The sequence below is a fragment of the Photobacterium rosenbergii genome (assembly GCF_003026455.1).
GTDB lineage: Bacteria > Pseudomonadota > Gammaproteobacteria > Enterobacterales > Vibrionaceae > Photobacterium > Photobacterium rosenbergii.
Genome location: NZ_PYMB01000002.1, coordinates 166,804 through 182,142 on the forward strand (window position 1 = coordinate 166,804; position 15,339 = coordinate 182,142).

At 48.2% G+C, this 15,339-nt stretch carries 13 protein-coding genes and 2 tRNA genes; 12 read left to right on the forward strand and 3 right to left on the reverse strand.

Annotation, left to right across the window (positions count from 1 at the left end):
- Window positions 1–31 precede the first annotated feature (31 nt).
- Window positions 32–1,423 (reverse strand): sucrose-specific PTS transporter subunit IIBC, encoded by a 1,392-nt coding sequence (locus tag C9J01_RS07765; protein ID WP_107297573.1) that lies wholly within the window; start codon window positions 1,421–1,423, stop codon window positions 32–34.
- 252 nt (window positions 1,424–1,675) lie between these two features.
- Here C9J01_RS07765 and rpiB point away from each other — a divergent pair, with 252 nt between their 5' ends.
- Together rpiB and rpe are read left to right on the forward strand one after the other, a co-directional pair.
- Window positions 1,676–2,125, forward strand: coding sequence for a ribose 5-phosphate isomerase B (gene rpiB, locus C9J01_RS07770; protein ID WP_107297574.1), 450 nt, complete (start codon window positions 1,676–1,678; stop codon window positions 2,123–2,125).
- A complete protein-coding gene (gene rpe, locus C9J01_RS07775) occupies window positions 2,118–2,789 on the forward strand; it encodes a ribulose-phosphate 3-epimerase (protein ID WP_039468557.1) in 672 nt (223 codons plus the stop codon). The genes rpiB and rpe overlap by 8 nt, the downstream gene beginning before the upstream one ends.
- Before the next feature lie 61 nt (window positions 2,790–2,850).
- Here rpe and C9J01_RS07780 read toward each other — a convergent pair whose 3' ends face one another.
- Entirely contained in the window at window positions 2,851–3,873 is a 1,023-nt protein-coding gene (locus C9J01_RS07780) for a PTS sugar transporter subunit IIC (protein ID WP_107297575.1), read from the reverse strand.
- Between the two features lie 958 nt (window positions 3,874–4,831).
- Between C9J01_RS07780 and C9J01_RS07790 the strand changes: the two genes are divergently transcribed.
- From C9J01_RS07790 to nspC, 3 genes are all read left to right on the forward strand, one after another.
- Window positions 4,832–7,729 carry a pyridoxal phosphate-dependent class III aminotransferase gene (locus tag C9J01_RS07790; protein ID WP_107297577.1) on the forward strand — a complete coding sequence of 966 codons (2,898 nt, stop codon included), beginning with the start codon at window positions 4,832–4,834 and terminating at the stop codon, window positions 7,727–7,729.
- 72 nt (window positions 7,730–7,801) lie between these two features.
- Window positions 7,802–9,046 (forward strand): carboxynorspermidine synthase, encoded by a 1,245-nt coding sequence (locus C9J01_RS07795; RefSeq protein WP_107297578.1) that lies wholly within the window; start codon window positions 7,802–7,804, stop codon window positions 9,044–9,046.
- Window positions 9,047–9,442: 396 nt separating this feature from the next.
- The gene (nspC, locus tag C9J01_RS07800) at window positions 9,443–10,582 is read left to right on the forward strand and encodes a carboxynorspermidine decarboxylase (protein WP_107297579.1); all 1,140 of its coding nucleotides are present in this window, start codon (window positions 9,443–9,445) and stop codon (window positions 10,580–10,582) included.
- Between the two features lie 64 nt (window positions 10,583–10,646).
- On the opposite strand, the gene C9J01_RS07805 is transcribed toward nspC, so the two are convergent.
- The gene (locus C9J01_RS07805) at window positions 10,647–11,462 is read right to left on the reverse strand and encodes a hypothetical protein (protein WP_107297580.1); all 816 of its coding nucleotides are present in this window, start codon (window positions 11,460–11,462) and stop codon (window positions 10,647–10,649) included.
- 305 nt (window positions 11,463–11,767) lie between these two features.
- Here C9J01_RS07805 and C9J01_RS07810 point away from each other — a divergent pair.
- The 7 genes from C9J01_RS07810 to C9J01_RS07840 all read left to right on the forward strand — a co-directional run bounded on the left by C9J01_RS07810 (window position 11,768) and on the right by C9J01_RS07840 (window position 15,322).
- Window positions 11,768–11,841, forward strand: a tRNA-Cys gene (locus C9J01_RS07810).
- Window positions 11,842–11,844: 3 nt separating this feature from the next.
- A tRNA-Gly gene (locus C9J01_RS07815) sits at window positions 11,845–11,920 on the forward strand.
- Window positions 11,921–12,083: 163 nt separating this feature from the next.
- Window positions 12,084–12,833: a 5-oxoprolinase subunit PxpA gene (locus tag C9J01_RS07820; RefSeq protein ID WP_107297581.1), complete on the forward strand. Its 750-nt coding sequence runs from the start codon at window positions 12,084–12,086 to the stop codon at window positions 12,831–12,833.
- Window positions 12,820–13,545, forward strand: a complete 726-nt coding sequence (gene pxpB, locus C9J01_RS07825) for a 5-oxoprolinase subunit PxpB (RefSeq protein ID WP_107297582.1) — start codon at window positions 12,820–12,822, stop codon at window positions 13,543–13,545. The genes C9J01_RS07820 and pxpB overlap by 14 nt, the downstream gene beginning before the upstream one ends.
- On the forward strand, window positions 13,527–14,480 hold the full coding sequence (locus tag C9J01_RS07830; protein WP_107297583.1) for a 5-oxoprolinase subunit C family protein: 954 nt from the start codon (window positions 13,527–13,529) through the stop codon (window positions 14,478–14,480). Before pxpB ends, C9J01_RS07830 begins: the two co-directional genes overlap by 19 nt.
- 28 nt (window positions 14,481–14,508) lie before the next feature.
- Window positions 14,509–15,087: a gamma-glutamylcyclotransferase family protein gene (locus tag C9J01_RS07835; RefSeq protein WP_107297584.1), complete on the forward strand. Its 579-nt coding sequence runs from the start codon at window positions 14,509–14,511 to the stop codon at window positions 15,085–15,087.
- Entirely contained in the window at window positions 15,071–15,322 is a 252-nt protein-coding gene (locus C9J01_RS07840; RefSeq protein ID WP_107297585.1) for a hypothetical protein, read from the forward strand. The genes C9J01_RS07835 and C9J01_RS07840 overlap by 17 nt, the downstream gene beginning before the upstream one ends.
- Window positions 15,323–15,339: the final 17 nt, after the last annotated feature.

A 15,339-nucleotide genomic window follows, 5' to 3' on the forward strand; every position in this document is an offset into this window, starting at 1 on the left:
AAAGCCCCCAGTTAGGGGGCTTTTAACAATTTTATTTATCAAGCATCTTGTCTGAATAACCGAACATCCAAGTCAGTGAGAATGCGGTTGCGATAGCGATAGCATTGACGGCTAGGTAACCGAGCATCTGGCCATTGAGGTAAAGCAGGGCACCCGGAATAACCGTGATTGCCATACCGGTTGCTTTGAGGCCGAACATGACAGCGAAGAAACCACCTACAGCACCACCAATCAATCCCATGATGAAGGGTTTAAAGAAGCGAAGGTTTACACCGTATAGCGCCGGTTCGGTAATACCTAGGAATGCTGATAGCGAAGAAGGCATAGCCAGCGCTTTGAGCTTCTTGTCTTGGGTTTTCAGGCCGACGGCCAAACAAGCTGCACCCTGCGCGGCAATGGCTGCGGTAATGATGGCGTTAAATTCATTGGCCCCAGTGTTTGTCAGCAACTGGATTTCAAGCAGGTTGAAGATGTGGTGGACACCGGTCATAACAACAATCTGCTGGAAGCCACCAATCAAAATACCGCTCAGGCCCAGAGGCAGATCAAGCATGAATTGTGTCGCAGACAGGATAATCAGTTCCAGCCAGTGGAAGATTGGACCGATAACAAACAGCGACGCGGTGATCATGATCAGCAGGGTCAAGAAAGGAGTAACCACCAAGTCCAGAGCTTCCGGTACGATATTGCGGATCCGGCGCTCGAGTTTTGCCCCGACCATACCTGCAATAAATGCTGGAATGACTGAACCTTGGTAGCCAAGTACCGGGATAAAACCGAAGAACATTAGCGGGTCTAGCTCCCCGGAGGCAACCAACCAGGCATTAGGCAGAGCAGGGGAGACCAGCATCATACCCAGTACCAAGCCAATCAGTGGCGTCCCCCCGAACACTCTCGCTGCTGACCAGGCAATAAGCGCTGGCAGGAAGATAAACGCAGTATCCGTTAGGATCTGGGTATAAAGTACAAAATTTTGCGGGATCGTTTCTGGTGTAAGGCCAAATAGCCCCAGAATTTCTTCTTGCATCAGCAAGCCGCGCAGACCCATGAACAGGCCTGTCGCCACAAGTGCAGGAATAATTGGAACGAATACATCACCAAAGGTACGGATAGCACGTTGGAAAGCCGTCCCCTGTTTCTCAGCAGCTTTTCGTTGTTGGTCTTTGTTCGCTACTGTTAATTTCAAACCTTCAATCGCTTCAAATACGCGGTTGACGGTACCGGTACCGAAAATAATTTGGTATTGGCCGCTGTTGAAGAAGGCCCCTTTTACCTTCTCAGTATCTTCAATGCGCTTTTTATCTATCTTGTTTTCATCTGCCACCATTACACGTAAACGTGTGGCGCAGTGCGCTACTGAAACAATATTATCTGCCCCGCCGAGGGAGCCGACAATCTCTTCGGCAATCATTGAATATGACATCTTGTCTACCCTTCACAGTCATTGGTTAACTCCCTATTAAATTATCAGCCAAAAGCCGCTTTAACATCGATCTAAGTCACAGAAAAAACAATTTCGTGAACTTTTTATATTGGTAAATTATTTTGTGAACTTTTATATTTTTTAAATTCAATGCGTTAGAGTTGTGAATGCTATTCTGTAAAATTTATAGTGTTTACAGTGGTAAATTTTTTTGTAAACTATAGCCAGGTTTAGTTATCAGTGAGAGCAAAAATGAAAATCGCTATCGGTTGTGACCACGTAGGCATTGAGCATAAAGATCTAGTAATCAGCCATTTAGAGAGTAAAGGGATTGAAGTTGAAGACTTTGGTGCGTTTACCACTGAACGGACGGATTACCCGCAATATGGTTTGGCAGTGGCTGAAGCTGTCGTGGGTAAGCAAGCTGATCTAGGTATTTTGATTTGTGGTACGGGTGTTGGCATTTCACTGTCAGCGAACAAAGTACCGGGTATTCGTGCAGTGGTATGTAGCGACCCTTACACAGCACAGCTTTCTAAAGAGCACAACAACACCAACATCTTGGCGTTTGGTTCACGGGTGATTGGTATTGAGCTGGCAAAGATGATCATTGATAACTGGCTGAATGCTGAATTTGAAGGTGGACGCCACCAAAACCGCATTAACCAAATCGCAGCGATTGAGGAGAAGTACCATGGCTAAGTTTTGTCCTTCTATGATGTGTGTGGATTTTTCTAAATTGGCTCAAGAGCTGAAAGAGCTAGAAAAAGCCAACGTTGATATGCTGCATATCGACGTGATGGACGGCCACTTTGTGCCAAACTTTGCGTTGGGTCCTGAAGATATCAAAGCGATCCGCGAACTAAGTGATATTGATTATGATGTCCACCTAATGCTTTCAAATCCGGATCAGTTTATCGACCTGTTTGCTTCGCTAGGCCCTAAGTTGATGTATGTTCACGCTGAAGCGCCACCACACCTTCACCGTACCCTAGGTAACATCCAGGCTAAAGGGATCCAGTCGGGTTTGGCGATTAACCCGGGCACACCACTTAGCACGATTGAAGACGTATTGGATGTAACCGATGTGGTATTGGTGATGTCGGTAAATCCTGGTTTCGCGGGTCAAGCATTTATTCCAAACGCCTATAGCCGTATCGAGCGTATTATTTCGATGATTGAAGAGCAGGGTGTAAATACTAAAATTGCCATTGATGGTGCAATTAGCCCTGAAGTGATTGAAAAGCTACAAGACAAGGTAGAGTACTTTGTTCTGGGCACCGCAGGCCTGTTCGGCAAAGAGAAAAGCTACGCCGAAACGATGGACGATCTGCGTACATTAGGTCAGCAAAGCGTAGCGGCTTAATCATAAGACCCAAAAATAATAGACCCGCTAGCCAACAACCTTGGCTAGCGGTTTTTTCATATTAGCCGTTAGCAAAGTGTTGCAGAGGTATACGTTCAGCCAGCAATTTGTTGTAAATGCGGTTACCGATAATTCCTCCTGCCAAACCAGCAATGGCTGCGGCAACAGTAGCCATGAGCAGGGTATGCGGTTCGTTGAAGGCGATCGAGGCGAGTAGGCCCGGTATCGGTGCGGCACTACCTGGAGCGTCATTAATGATACCGAAATAAGCGGCAATAACCCCAGCCAAAGCCCCTCCTATAAAATTAGACATAAAGATAGGTACTGGGTTTCTTGTCACTATATGGGCTTGGGTCAATGGCTCTAGCATGACACTGATCGTGTTACTGGATTTGCCAAGCTTGAGCGAGTGGAAAATATAGCCATTGGTGAATGAACCACCGACACACGCAATCGCCGCGATACCCATAGGTAATCCGGTCAATCCCAGCATGGCGGTCAATGCCATTGAACTCAATGGCGAGGTACATACCATTTTGATCAGGCCGCCGAGCAAGAAGCCCATAGCGATAGGCGACAGTAATGTGGCTTCAGTGATCATACTGGCTAAGGTGCCCATTAACACTTCGAGTCCCGGGCTGATAAAAATACCGACTAACCGGGCAAGTGGGGCAAGGGTCAGCACCCCTAAAATGACATCCACCCCTTCGGGCAGGTATTTTTTGAACAGCGGGGCAGCAAAGGAAAACAGATAGCCGACAATAAAGCCTTCTAGGATACCGAGGTTGGCCATTGCCAGCCCGGTTACGATGCCATACACAGGTTGTACGCCCATTCGCAGCATAACCAGTGTCGCCGCAGCGATACCGCCCATCCCGCCGACCATATTGCCAAAGTCAGCGAGGTAGCTAATACCCAGTAGGTTACCCATGACATATTTATGGATGGCTTCAACCAAAAAAGTCGCAATCGCCGCATCGGCAAGCCCACTCATAGCCGCGCTGCCGTTGGGGGCCTTGAAGCTAAACAACGAAAAAAGACACAGCGCGCCGAGTAGGGCGGCGACACCCATTAAGATTTCCATAATCATTCCTTGTTATTTCAAACGGGATTGGAGAGCTAAATGAGAAATCAGCTGGGGCCAGGATCGGGAATAGAAAGGAGTTGGTGGTGTTTGGCGGTAGAATAAAAGGCGCTGAACAGACCGTTAGCAGCAGCCTGAACTCAGGGTTGGGTTCCTGAGGGAGGGGAGAATCGAACAATGTGTCTCATAGGCATTCCTTAGTAACAGCAATATTCTGCTAAAACAGTAGCATATGAAACTGGTGAATTTGGTGAGCTGCTTCATGTTGTGCTAGTTTTTGCTAAATAATTAGGGGTTTTGTTCTGCTACTGTTAATTTATTGGTCAACGATCTCGAAGTTAGATTTTGACACATAATTCGATTAAATATTTCTGGTATACACATATCTGGTGTGTTACTTTTCAGCGCAATCTCAGATGGACATTCTGGGGCACACTGTATCAAGCGGTATTCGGGCTGATTGCCTCTTGGTACGCCGTAGGTACTAACCTGATTAGGGTTAGTAGAAGGGCATTGATAATGCAGACCTGTAAGAAGAACTCAGGCGCATATTGAAGGAACCCAACTGTGAATACTATTACGCTTAAAACTCTAATCAGCTTTGTCTTACCCAACTGCAGTATTATTACTGAGCCTTGATCTTCCTGATCACATTCACTGGTTTTTAACTTTCTGATCGCATGCTGTCGTTGTTGACGTGTGGCGTCTAGGCAAACGTTTGTCTGGCTAATCAGTTTGTTTTCGGTCACGCCGAGCGCGCAAGCAATCGGTTGTTTATAGTCAATGCATCTATGCAAGATGGCAAGATGCAACTGTGCCGAACCTTGATACCTTCCCAGTTCTCGCTAAATCCACTCCGTCTTTCGCGGGGTGTTTGTTGTGTTGAACAAAAATCATCTTTGACATTGTTATCAATGGGGAAAGGACAAGGGGTACAGTGTTTCAAATGGAAAAGAACATGAGTAATGTGTTTGACCTTGACGAGCTAAAACTCGCGTCGAATGTACCTGTTGTTAATGGTGTTTATGACCTAACACCTGACGAGTTGCTGCTTAGTCAAGAGCATTATGAATCCGAAGTGCGATCGTATCCACGTCGTTTGCCTCTGGCTATTGCCAAGGCTTCAGGTGCGCTAGTCGAAGACAGCCGTGGTCAACTGTTTCTGGACTGCCTTGCTGGTGCCGGTACTTTGGCAATGGGTTATAACCACCCTGAAATTAATCAGGCAATTGTTGATCAGTTGCAAGCCGGCCTGCCATACCAGACATTGGATATCACCACGCCGGTGAAAGATAAGTTCATCAAAGAGTTGATGAACTTCCTACCAGATGAGTTTGCGAAAAATGCACGCATCCAGTTCTGTGGCCCATCGGGTGCCGATGCCGTAGAAGCGGCGATCAAACTGGCTAAGCAAACGACTGGCCGTAATACCATGGCGGCTTTCCACGGCGCTTATCACGGTATGACCAACGGTACCATGGCGATGATGGGTAACCTAGGTACCAAGGCGCGCCGCCAAGGCCTGATGGCCGATGTTCATTTCCTACCTTTCCCATACAGCCTACGCTGCCCGTTTGGCATTCACGGTGATGAGGGTGCCAAGCAGACGCTGCGTTACATCGAGCGCATGCTTAATGACGATGAGAGCGGTGTGCAAAAGCCTGCGGCTATCATTGTTGAGCCAGTACAGGGCGAAGGTGGTGTAATCCCAGCCCCTGCATTCTGGCTACGTGAACTACGCCGTATTACACAAGAGCACGGCATCCTGCTGATCTTTGATGAGATCCAGTGTGGTATCGGTAAGACCGGCTCTAACTTTGCCTTTGAAGAGTCAGGTATCACGCCTGATATCCTATGTTTGTCAAAAGCCGTTGGTGGCGGCTTACCGATGTCTGTACTTATCTTTGATAAGTCAATTGATACTTGGAAGCCAGGCGAGCACACGGGTACCTTCCGTGGTAACCAGTTAGCAATGGCAACCGGTGCAAAAGCGCTTGAGATTATCCGTCGTGACAACCTAGTTGAACATGCTCACAAAGCAGGCCAATACCTACGCGAAGGTTTAGAGCGCATTGCCCAGTACACCGACTGTATTGCCGAAGTACGTGGTAAAGGTTTGATGCTGGGTATTGAAATCTGTAAGCCTGATGGTTCGAAGAACAAATTCGGTGAGCCAGAAGCTGATCCAGAACTGACGATTGCGATTCAGCGTGCAGCGCTTGAGCGTGGTCTGATCATCGAAAAAGGTGGTCGCCAGGGTTCAGTACTGCGTTTCCTACCGCCGCTGATCATCTCTTACGAGCAGCTTGATTTCGCCATTGATGCCCTGAGCAAGGCCATCATTGCGACTGCAGGCCCAGCGAAAGTTAAAGAGCCTGTGATTGCAGAAGCTGCGGATTGGCGCAACCACTTCATCCATACCGGTAAAGGCGGTGCGGATACTTTCGAAGCGGCCTTGAACCAGACTACGCAAGTGCTGAAAAACGTATTCGAAAATACCAAGACACCATACTCAGGTATGGATCCTCAGCAGCTAAAAACCATGATCAACAACATTGATCTGGATAACCAGCAAATGCCTTTGGACTTGGTGATCGAGCAAACTGGTGAGCTGATTGCCAAGAACTCCATCATGGTCCAGCATCCGCACTGTATTGCGCACTTGCACACACCACCATTGCTTCCGGCAGTGGCTGCAGAAGCTTTCATTGCTGCCCTTAACCAGTCGATGGACTCTTGGGATCAGGCAAGCGCGGCAACCTTTGTTGAGCAGAAAGTGGTGGACTGGCTATGTGAGCTTTACCAGCTGGGCAGTCAAGCAGACGGTGTTTTCACCAGTGGCGGTACGCAATCAAACCTAATGGGCTTGTTGCTGGCACGCGATTGGGCGGCAGATACTATTTCTGGTCACAATATCCAGAAGCAAGGTCTACCTGATTACGCAGGCAAAATGCGCATTTTGTGCTCGAAGAAATCACACTTCACCGTGCAGAAATCAGCGTCTCTGATGGGGCTGGGTGAAAATGCTGTGGTAACAGTGGATACCAACCCTGACGGTACTATCAAGCTAGCGTCTTTGGTTAACACCATTGAAACCCTGAAGAACGATGGTTTGCTGCCATTTGCAATGGTTGGTACGGCAGGAACGACTGACCACGGCGCAATTGATGATCTGACCGGTATGGCAGATGTTGCCCAGCAGCACAACCTATGGTTGCACGTCGACGGCGCTTACGGTGGTGCTTTGATTTTGAGCCGCCACAAGACCCGTCTGCACGGCATCGAGAAGGCCGACTCCGTGAGTGTTGACTTCCATAAACTGTTCTATCAGCCAATCAGCTGTGGTGCAGTGCTGATTAAAGATAAAGAAAACTTCAAATACCTTCTTCACCATGCAGATTACCTGAACCGTGAAGATGATTTGCTGCCAAACTTGGTAGACAAGTCAATCGCGACCACCAAACGTTTCGACGCTTTAAAAGTGTTGATGACAATGCAGTGTGTTGGCCCTCAGTCTCTAGGTGCGATGTACGATCACCTACTGAACCAGACACAGCAGGTCGCAGACATGATTAACCAGTCGGCAGAGTTTGAACTGCTGGCAGATCCGGCTCTATCGACAGTGTTGTTCCGTTACATCGGCAACAACGAAGAGTCGGCACTAGATGGAATTAACAAACAACTACGCATTGACGCACTTGTTGAAGGCAAGGCGGTACTGGGTGAAACCGTGGTAGATGGCAAAGTCGCCCTCAAGTTCACGATTTTGAACCCATGTCTGACCCTGTCTGACTTTGAATCATTACTAACAGAAATCAACCAGGTTGCAGCTCAAGCTGAGCGCAAACTAGGTTAATTAATTGGTACGGCACAGCGGGCTTAAACGCTGTGCCGAACACTCACTCATTAAGTTATGGAATAAATAGAAATGGCAATTCTACAGATTGGTGCTGGTGGTGTTGGCTGGGTAGTTGCACATAAAGCAGCTCAGAATAACGAAGTTCTTGGTGATATCACGATTGCTTCTCGCACAATCGGTAAGTGTGAGAAAATCATTGAGTCAATCAAGAAAAAGAACAACTTGAAAGACCCATCCAAGAAACTAGAAGCACGTGCGGTCAATGCCGACGACGTTGATGCACTAGTGGCACTAATCAAAGAAGTTCAGCCTGATCTTGTGATCAACGCTGGTCCTCCATGGGTGAACATGACCATCATGGAAGCCTGTTACCAAGCGAAAGTTTCTTACCTAGATACCTCTGTGGCAGTAGACCTATGTTCTGAAGGTCAGCAAGTACCACAAGCGTACGACTGGCAGTGGGGCTACCGCGAGAAGTTCGAAGAAGCTGGCATCACAGGTATCCTAGGCGCGGGCTTCGATCCGGGCGTAGTTTCTGTATTCGCTGCATACGCAGTGAAGCACCTGTTCGACGAAATCGACACCATTGACGTAATGGACGTTAACGCTGGTGACCACGGTAAGAAGTTCGCAACCAACTTCGACCCAGAAACCAACATGCTGGAAATCCAGGGTGATTCTTTTTACTGGGAAAACGAAGAGTGGAAACAAGTACCGTGTCACTCACGTATGCTTGAGTTCGATTTCCCGCTAGTGGGCTCGCACAAAGTTTACTCGATGGCGCACGATGAAGTTCGTTCAATGCAAGAGTTCATCCCAGCTAAGCGTATCGAATTCTGGATGGGCTTTGGTGACAAGTACCTGAACTACTTCAACTGCATGCGTGATATCGGCCTACTAAGCCCAGATCCGCTAACACTGCACGATGGCACTGTTGTTCAGCCGCTACACGTACTAAAAGCACTACTGCCAGATCCAACGTCTCTAGCTCCGGGCTACACAGGTAAAACCTGTATCGGTACTTGGGTGCAGGGTAAGAAAGACGGCAAAGAGCGCAGCGTGTTCATCTACAACAATGCCGACCACGAAGTTGCTTACGAAGACGTTGAGCACCAAGCGATCTCTTACACCACAGGTGTACCAGCGATCACGGCTGCACTACAGTACTTCCGTGGCAAGTGGGCTGACAAAGGCGTGTTCAACATGGAACAGCTTGACCCAGATCCGTTCCTAGAAACCATGCCTGAAATCGGCCTAGATTGGCATGTTCAGGAGCTGGAAGTTGGTCAGCCTGACATCAAAATCCTGAAATAAGGCCCTGAGCTGGCTGTTTCTCTCCATGGCGGTGTCGGAAGTACTCATTTATGCGTATAAACTCCGTGCTTCCTTCTAGTCCTGAAGAGAAACATCGGCGCTCAGAACCTTATTTTTCGTGAATCAGAGGTGACCTAGTGTTGTCTCAAATTCCGACGATTTGTAATTAAAACCCGAAAATAGGTGGTTAAAGTTAACTGCCTAATTTACTGGGTAATATCAGAAGGGAGCAGCTACTGCTCCCTTCTTGGTGCAATTGACTAGGTCAGATTCATTCGATTGTTTGTTGTTTGTGATATTTTTTTGCTTTGTCCTGTTTGAACACCGTGAGTTACAAAGTAAAAAAATATTACAGGCAACAATCAGGCTGATACGACCTGAGCACGGAAAATAGTAATGACTTTCAAGAAAGAAGAATTGAAAACACCTTACTTCATGATCAATGAAGACAAGTTGATTGCCAACTTGGAAAAAGCCAAGCTGCTCAAAGAGCTTTCAGGTGTAAAACTGGTGTTGGCCCTTAAGTGCTTCTCGACTTGGGGTGTGTTCGACATCATCAAGCCATACCTTGACGGCACAACCAGCAGCGGCCCGTTTGAAGTGAAACTTGGCTACGAAACCTTCGGCGGCGAAACCCATGCTTACAGCGTTGGTTACAGCGAAGATGACGTACGTGAAGTGGCAGATATTTGCGACAAGTTAATCTTCAATTCGCAAAGCCAACTTGCTGCTCACCGCCATATCGTAGAAGGTAAGGCTTCACTAGGCCTTCGCCTAAACCCTGGTGTCAGCTACGCAGGCCAAGACCTGGCAAACCCAGCGCGCCAATTCTCCCGTTTGGGCGTACAGGCTGATCACATCAAGCCGGAAGTATTCGAAAACCTTGATGGCGTAATGTTCCACATGAACTGTGAGAACAAAGATGTTGATGCGTTCATCGGCCTGCTAGATGCTATCTCAGAGCAATTCGGCAGCCATCTGGACAAGCTAGACTGGGTTAGCCTAGGCGGCGGTGTATTCTTCACATGGCCGGGCTATGACATCGAGAAACTGGCGCAAGCCCTGAAAGCTTTCTCCGAGAAACACGGCGTCCAGCTCTACCTTGAGCCGGGCGAAGCGATCATCACCAAAACCACAGACCTTGTTGTCACTGTGGTGGATATCGTCGAAAACGTGAAGAAGACCGCCATTGTCGATTCAGCGACAGAAGCCCACCGCCTAGATACGCTTATCTATGATGAACCTGCCTCTGTGCTGGAAGCCTCAGATAACGGTGAGCACGAATATGTGATTGGTTCATGTTCTTGCTTGGCTGGCGATCAGTTCTGTGTCGCAAACTTTGACCAACCGCTAGAGATCGGACAGAAACTTCACATTATGGATAGCGCCGGCTACACCATGGTGAAACTGAACTGGTTCAACGGCCTGAAAATGCCATCAATCTATTGCGAACGTAGCAATGGCGAGATCCAAATGCTGAACGAGTTCGGCTATGAAGATTTCAAACGTTCATTGTCGCAGTGGTCAGTATCTTAAGAAGATATAAACACCAAGTACCTGATGAAGCCGCCCATTTAGCCATTTAATGGACGGCTTTTTATTAAAACCGACACCGCAGAATATTCCCATCAGAGTCAAAAGAAACGTATAACGTCTGCCAGCTCACCCCGGTATGCTCGAATGTCGCCAGGCAAGTACTATGCTGGATATCGACATTGCTAACTTTCCCAGCACTAATAATCACATCTAATCCCTTAATTTGTCCGGTAATGTGTGAGCTGTACTGAGCATCATATTGGCTGAGTAAAACAATTTTGTTTCTGCCTTGGGTTGCCAGTCGGTCAACCGAGTGGGCAAGTACCGCCAAATCGTGGGCGAGGGGAGCATCATCCTCAGAGTGCGTCTGCTTGATGAGGGATAAGTAAGCAATGGACTCACTGTCTTCCTGTTGTTCAAACACATCTGCTCGAGCTTTGTTCGGGTTGTAGGCAAACACGTCGTTACCTGATTGAGTTATGCCGAAGTCGATATTGCTGGCAAGAATCGCTTGCTCACCCTGAACCCGTACCTCTGGGTTTGTATTTCTAGAGTGATCAGAAATGATGGCCGTGACATATGAGAAAGCCGGGCTGAGGATCGGCTTGTCATGTTGCTGATCTGAATAGAACGCAATATAAGCCGCGTTTTTGTCGGCAGCCTTTCTTGATGCCACACGGTATTGATGGTTTAACCAGTTTGCTGTTTTCTTCGGGGCATATTTTAGCGATTGAGTACCGCTGGGGTTTTGCAGGAGGTAATCAGGTGCTTGGGTGACAAAGCTGATCCCTGTCGTTATCGGTTGATGCTCCTTGGGGCTGCATGCCGTTAATAGGATGGCAGCGATGGCGATTGATCCGACTCGGAAAAGGGTAGTCATGGTCTATTGAAATGTTAAGTGTGACAAAGCTCACTATTTTCTAAGATAAACCTGAAATATACAAGCATTCAAGGATGACGGTAGTGTTTTCAATGAGGAGTTTTCAATGGTGGCGTTCTCATGGGTTCCTGTGTTGATTTATGCAATAACAGCGCTCTTCTTTGATGGAATTATAAACGACTCATGATGGAGTGGTGGCAAAGTGACCGCTTGGTGATATTTCACTAAATTTCTTGTTGACTCGATTAGCTCAATCCGTAGAATGCACCCCATACCGCAGCGGGGAACACCTCGCAGGTATTGAAGGCGCGTTGGCAGAGTGGCTATGCAGCGGATTGCAAATCCGTGGACCTCGGTTCGACTCCGGGACGCGCCTCCATTTGCGACACTAGCTCAGTTGGTAGAGCGCAACCTTGCCAAGGTTGAGGTCACGAGTTCGAACCTCGTGTGTCGCTCCAAATTTAAGAAAAAGCCCTAGCAGAAATGCTGGGGCTTTTTCGTATCTGGCCTTCCCAACCTTTCCTCATACTGCCCGCTTGTTATACTTACTTGAGTAGATTTAATATCAACCACTTAGTTTGAAAACGAACAAGCTAGCTTTGGTATAAGCAGGGAGCAGATATGAAACTCAATTGTGATATGGGTGAGAGCTTTGGCAGTTGGACGATGGGGAAGGATGCCGATGTTATGCCCTATATCGACATGGCCAACATTGCCTGTGGGTTCCACGCCTCAGACCCCGATCATATGGCTAAGACCATACAATTGGCGGTGGAAGATAATGTCGCCATTGGTGCCCATCCTGGCTACGACGACAAGAGTGGGTTCGGGCGTCGTTCCATTCCCCATAGCGCCGAAGAAATTACCCGGTTAGTGGCCTATCAAATTGGCGCGCTCGACGCACTGTGCCAGCTTTACGGTGGTGGTGTTAGCTATGTTAAACCCCATGGTGCCCTGTATAACGATATGATGGCACAGCAGTGGATCTTCGAAGCGATTCTCAGTGCCGTATCTGATTTAAACCAATACCGTACCCCACCGCTAAAACTGATGATCTTAGCCCGGCGTGATAACCAGCACTATACAGAACTCGCAGCACAGCGGAACGTCGAGCTACTGTTCGAAGGCTTTGCTGACAGGGCTTATGATAGCGAGGGCTTTTTGGTGCCAAGATCCCAAGCCGGCTCGGTTTACCATGACAGCCAACGCATCCGCCAGCAGGTTGCTGAGCTAGCCAAAGGGAGAATTACCACTATTGACGGTAAAACATTGACGCTTGATGTCGATACGGTTTGTGTCCACGGTGACAATGACGAATCGATAGCGGTGGTCCGGCAACTTGCTGAGGATCTGGCTAATGTTCAAGGTTGAAGCCGTTTCTGAGTGCAATGCGATTGTCTATTTCGGTGATCAAATTGATCTTTCGCTCACTCCTAAGATCAGCCGTTTTGTTGCCTACCTAGATTCCTTATCGCATCCCGCTCTGATAGAGGTGATCCCCTCATATACTTCGGTGTTGATCCAGTATCGTCCGGATTTATTGACTTACGAGCAGCTTGTCGGTGTTTTGACATCGTTTTCGGCAACATTAGAACAAACGGGCGAAGCGACAGGGGACGAATCTGCGCATAGCGATTATGAGCCAAAGCTGATCTCCCTGCCCGTTTATTACGGGGCAGAGGTAGGCCCTGACTTGGCAGTGTTAGCGCAAGCCAAAGGGCTAAGTGTTGATGAGGTGATAGAACGCCATAGCCAACAAGTTTATACGGTTTGCGCTATTGGGTTTGCGCCGGGGTTTGCCTTTCTCGCATCAGTTGATGAGTCTATCGCCGCCCCTCGGCATACTGAGCCACGTAAGTGGGTGCCAGCAGGTAGTGTGGGCATCGCCAGCCAGCAGACGGCGGTATATCCAAATGATTCACCGGGAGGGTGGCAAATTATTGGTAACTGTCCACAGATATTATTTCAGCCCGACAATTCACCGATGACGCCTTTTCAGGTCGGCGATCAGGTGACTTTTACCCCAATATCCAAAGACGCTTTTTTGGCTCAAGGAGGACAGATATGGTCACAATGGAAGTGATCCGCCCGGGCATGCTCACGCTAATCCAAGATATTGGCCGATACGGTGCTGGCGCTCAGGGTCTTAGCCAGGGAGGCGCAGTTGATTTGCACGCCTATTGCTGGGCCAACTACCTATTAGGTAATAGTGCTAATAGGGCGATGCTGGAAATTACCCTCGGCCAGGCTGAATTTCTGGTTCAGCAAGATTGCCACATCGCAGTGACAGGGGCGGATATGCAGCCGCTACTCGATGGCATGCCTATACCAATGTGGCAAAGCGTTGCAGTAAAAAAAGGGCAGAAACTTGTGTTTGGTTTTGCCCGCTCAGGCCTTAGGGCATACCTTGCTGTACAGGGTGGATTGGATGTTCCTAAGATACTTGGCAGTGCTTCCAGTGTACCGCGCAATCAATTAGGAGGCTTACACCAAGGGAAAGGTCTTGAAAAAGGAGATACCTTATCGGCAAGTCAGGTCGAAATGAGTCTTTTGCAAGAGCAAGAGGGGCAGTCAGTTAGCCGCCAAGCGTCTGCACGGTTTATACCAGACTACAGTAAACCCATTCAGTTGCGGGTGATTGAGTCCTATCAGCACACCAGTTTTCCAGAGAGCGAAAAGCAGCGTTTCTATACAGGTCGCTATACTGTGAGCCAGGAAACTGATCGTATGGGGTGCAAATTATTGGGAGAGCCAATCCATGCCGAAGTTGACGGCATTGTCTCTGAAGGGATAGCGTTGGGAGCGATTCAAATTCCACCTAATGGCCAGCCGATTGTATTGCTCAATGATAGGCAGACCCTTGGTGGGTATCCAAAACTAGGCTGCGTTGCCCGTATTGATTTACCAAGGCTGTCTCAAGCAAGACCGGGTACCGAAGTGATGTTTAAACGTGCTACATTGTCAGAAGTGATTGAGCAATGGCAGCAATTTTCACGCTTTTTCGGCTTATCCCTTTGAACGAGCTTTTGAGAGGTTTTGCAGGTCTATGTATATTTTTGGTTATGGTAGTTTGATTAACCACGCATCCCGCTTGTTAACCGGGCAGGCAAAAGAAGCCCAGCCTGTTACCGTGAATGGGTTACAGCGCCATTGGGGGAAAGTGGATGGCTCTTACCGTATTTCGCCCTTGGTCGCAGCACTGGGTGATGGCCGCTGCAATGGTGTGCTTGTCAGAGTCGATGAAAAGGCATTGAAGCAGTTTGATCACCGTGAAAGGGGCTATCGCCGGATAGAGCTTGATCCGACCCAAGTAGAAACGCACCGTCCATTAGGTGGGGACATACCGGTTTGGGTTTACACCAAGGATGATCATGAGCCCCCCTGCCATCAACAGCCGATCATGCAGACCTATGTCGATACGGTGTTAGCCGGTTGCCTTTCGATATCTGGCAGCTTTGCCAAAACATTTGTCGAGACGACCATTGGCTGGCATCATCCTCTGGAAAATGATCGTCACCAACCCAAATATGGCAACCATGCTGGCGTTCATGATGATCACCTCGAACATATCGATCAACTTCTGGCTCAGGTAAGAACAAAGCACCATCATGGCAAAACCAAATAAAAAAGGCCCAACCAAAACCGTTGAAATCTATTGCGCAGGGTGTAAAACCCAGTTGTATAAATACCGCAAGGGTGGCAAAGGGGCGTTGGTAAAATGCTTTAAGGAGCGGATCGTCAAGGACTTTACCTCGCAAGAAGGAGTCTGCCCTCATTGCGAACAAACTTTTGCCAGAGACACCTTGATACGTGGGACGCCAGCCCTGAAAATGATTGGCGGTAAGGTAACAATGAAATGATCAGCAAAGAGTAATCG

Bases quoted from the DNA above. Each gene is read 5' to 3' on its own strand.
- C9J01_RS07820 (WP_107297581.1), top strand. From the start codon at position 12,084: ATGAAACTCAATTGTGATATGGGTGAGAGCTTTGGCAGTTGGACGATG.
- pxpB (WP_107297582.1), top strand. From the start codon at position 12,820: ATGTTCAAGGTTGAAGCCGTTTCTGAGTGCAATGCGATTGTCTATTTC.
- C9J01_RS07830 (WP_107297583.1), top strand. From the start codon at position 13,527: ATGGTCACAATGGAAGTGATCCGCCCGGGCATGCTCACGCTAATCCAA.
- C9J01_RS07835 (WP_107297584.1), top strand. From the start codon at position 14,509: ATGTATATTTTTGGTTATGGTAGTTTGATTAACCACGCATCCCGCTTG.
- C9J01_RS07780 (WP_107297575.1), bottom strand. From the start codon at position 3,873: ATGGAAATCTTAATGGGTGTCGCCGCCCTACTCGGCGCGCTGTGTCTT.
- nspC (WP_107297579.1), top strand. From the start codon at position 9,443: ATGACTTTCAAGAAAGAAGAATTGAAAACACCTTACTTCATGATCAAT.
- C9J01_RS07790 (WP_107297577.1), top strand. From the start codon at position 4,832: ATGAGTAATGTGTTTGACCTTGACGAGCTAAAACTCGCGTCGAATGTA.
- C9J01_RS07840 (WP_107297585.1), top strand. From the start codon at position 15,071: ATGGCAAAACCAAATAAAAAAGGCCCAACCAAAACCGTTGAAATCTAT.
- C9J01_RS07765 (WP_107297573.1), bottom strand. From the start codon at position 1,423: ATGTCATATTCAATGATTGCCGAAGAGATTGTCGGCTCCCTCGGCGGG.
- C9J01_RS07805 (WP_107297580.1), bottom strand. From the start codon at position 11,462: ATGACTACCCTTTTCCGAGTCGGATCAATCGCCATCGCTGCCATCCTA.
- rpiB (WP_107297574.1), top strand. From the start codon at position 1,676: ATGAAAATCGCTATCGGTTGTGACCACGTAGGCATTGAGCATAAAGAT.
- C9J01_RS07795 (WP_107297578.1), top strand. From the start codon at position 7,802: ATGGCAATTCTACAGATTGGTGCTGGTGGTGTTGGCTGGGTAGTTGCA.
- rpe (WP_039468557.1), top strand. From the start codon at position 2,118: ATGGCTAAGTTTTGTCCTTCTATGATGTGTGTGGATTTTTCTAAATTG.